The following is a 2,936-nucleotide window of genomic DNA, read 5'->3' as shown; positions in this document are numbered from 1 at the left end:
TTAATAATTTACACTTTAAATTATTAACAATAACTATCATATACCGTCAAGAATCGTAGATTACTTCAAACTTGGATTACACACTCTAATCAATTACCAAAAACCAACTATACATAAACTATGTAAACTAATACACTGTATCGCCCCCCTCCTCGGGGCCAACATGATTACCGACAATTTCATCCTTGACACATATAAGCATCAGCATTTCACACCTCCCCACCTCCCCACCTCCCCACCTCCATTATCCAATGGGTGGATTGGATATCATAGACAACATATGTTATTTAGGGCAACATCATCATTTATCGGCAGCAAGACAACTATACACACATCAATTCCTGAGCCACGCAGAGTTTATGCCATATCTGTGAAAAGTGCTAAAGGCACCCTCAATATCTCCGCATCAAGACTCAAAAGATCCGCTGATGTGTGTTGGTCACGATCACCGGACTCAATTAAAGTTAAAATCAGGATGCGAACAACAACGCTATACCATTACCATAGATCTCTGGCCAACGAAGTTACGGAAGGTCGATGCAAGGCTAGCAAGAATATATGGAATAATTAGGCTTAACAATAATAATTAACGGCTTCTTGGGCACATAACCGCCCCCTCCCCCAAGTATAGCGATCAGCTTCGTTTTAGCGTCGCTCACGTAGTCAGATATGTAACTGAATTACTGTCCATTATGATGGATGTTCATCGGGATGGTGAAATAAACTCAAAAAAATTTACCTGTATATGTTTTACGACGCAGCTTTCCGTGAAAATCCTAAAAACGAATATTAAACATACCAAGATCGTACTAATGAGCACAATATTTTCCATGATTATTCTCTATTTCTAGCATCTCCCCAGCATGCAGATAGCCAGAACAAGTAGTGAACATCTCATTAATTGAAAATTAATAGAGCATCAACTCAAGCCACGCACAGTAAAGAGCACAACATTATAATTCACCTTATTGTTATTGATGATGTTTATTATATTTACGAACTCTGTTTCTCTAAAATCTTTAAAAAAACACATTCCATTTTCCTGACTTCAATAACGAAATCCTCTGGAGAACATTGCTTCCCATTGACAGCTAGGTAATGGAGAGCAAATTCGTGCGCTTTTTGGTTCAAGATTTGCCTTTTTAGCATACCCCCCCCCACTGATATCATTAATTAATTTATGTGTATAATCTAATTAACAATGCAGTATTATTGCCATTCTATCAAGTCTATTTTTAGACAAATAAACTATCAAGGTGATATAATAGATAACCAACTGAATATAAATAGGAATAACGGGAGCATTTAACCCGTAATTTCCTAAATGTGCTCTAAGAATGCTTTGATGCCAGCAACCAACGGTACAGCGTTGGTACAGGAACATCGAGATCTTTAGCTACGTATCTGAGAGGAATAACGCTGGCTAATACTTTTTTAGCCGATTCAATATTACCGCTCGTCATTTTAGATTTTAACCGACCTTCACGGCAACGTTGCTTTGCTGCATCGAGCCCAGGCCCCAAAATCCTGCTCCATTCAGAAACATGATTCCGGCATGATACACACTCTCTCGAACGGAGGTGGTGCTGATGAAAAAGTCACAATTCACCGAAGAGCAGATTGTCTTTACTCTGAAGCAAGCTGACCGTACCGGAAGTCTGTCGCAAGCTGTGCATTTCCGACGCCACGTTTTACACGTGGCGGATTGCTGATTTGAGCCTCGCTGCAGGATGTGCTGATGGCATGATCCGCGACGGTGAAGACCTGGGACGGATGTAGAACGGGGCGTTCACCACTTTACATCATTTTTCGCAACGCGTAGCCGCCGGTAATCTCGTGCAGTATCAGGCGATCAATAACCAACACAGCCCGGAGGCAAGCCATCTCAGCGACCTGATGGTCTCCCCAGAGTTTAGCGAAAAGCGTTTGCCCACTCATCGCGGAAAGGCCTGTTCACGCGCCCTTTCCGCGGACAACCCTACCACATCAGTCACTTCGTCGAATGAGAGCAATTGGTGTTCCAGACTGTCCAGCCGCCCGGACTCTGCTAATGTCGCCAAAGCCAGCTGCATGGCTGCTCCAGCCGCACAAAGCGTCAGTATCGGATAAGAGACGCGCGCTACCCCTAAACACTCGAGCTCTCGCCGACTAAGCAGCGGGGTTTTACCGCCGCGGGTTCCGAGCATATTGATGCTGATGGGCGCCTTGACTTGCGAAACGACGGCTTCGCTTTCTTCCCGGGAACGAATTGCTTCAATGAAAATGACCGTGGCGCCAGCTTCGGCATAGGCATTAGCGCGTTCAATGGCACCAGCCAGGCCTTCGATCGCTATCGCATCGGTGCGTACGTTGATGACAAAATCCGTATCGATGCGCGCCGCAACAGCCGCGCGAATTTTCTGCACCATTTCCTCGATGGGGATCAATGACTTTCCGTTCATGTGTCCGCAACGTTTTGGAAACGACTGGTCTTCCAGGTTAACGCCCGCAGCGCCGGCAGTCTCTAACAAACGCACTGTATGGTAAGCATTCAGGGCATTGCCAAAACCGGTATCGCCGTCTGCCATCACCGGTATGTCAACCGATTGCGTTATCACCTGAACGACATTGATCTGATCTCTTAGGGACAGAATGCCTATATCGGGTAGCCCGAGTACCGTGGCAGCGGCTGCAAATCCGCTGACTTGTAGCGCTTTGAATCCCGCATGCTCGGCCAGCCGGGCGCTGAACGCGTCGTATACGCCAGGCATAGGGAGTGCTCGACGCGCCTCAATCAGGGTCATTGCTGTGCTTTCGACATATCAAATACTCCTTTCATGCAGAGAGTTATAGAAGTTGAAGCGGCCGGCACGCAGTTGGTTCTTGTACGGTTATGCTAATGTTAACCAAGAAATAACTATATTTGTATAATTATAATAACATAGTCAAATCTTTGG

General features: G+C 45.3%; 1 protein-coding gene and 1 pseudogene. One reads left to right on the top strand and one right to left on the bottom strand.

The genetic code is table 11. The features are described 5' to 3' along the window. Positions 1-1,589: 1,589 nt before the first annotated feature. A pseudogene (locus H5P17_RS26275) lies at positions 1,590-1,704 on the top strand (transposase); the annotation flags it as partial. Between the two features lie 230 nt (positions 1,705-1,934). Here H5P17_RS26275 and H5P17_RS26270 read toward each other — a convergent pair. Further along, entirely contained in the window at positions 1,935-2,783 is an 849-nt protein-coding gene (locus tag H5P17_RS26270; protein WP_182825897.1) for an oxaloacetate decarboxylase, read from the bottom strand. Positions 2,784-2,936 lie beyond the last annotated feature (153 nt).

The organism is Serratia sp. OS31 (assembly GCF_014164835.1).
Classification (GTDB): domain Bacteria; phylum Pseudomonadota; class Gammaproteobacteria; order Enterobacterales; family Enterobacteriaceae; genus Serratia; species Serratia liquefaciens_A.
Note: the sequence above shows the minus strand (reverse complement) of the source record. Positions and strands in the feature narration are given on the sequence as shown.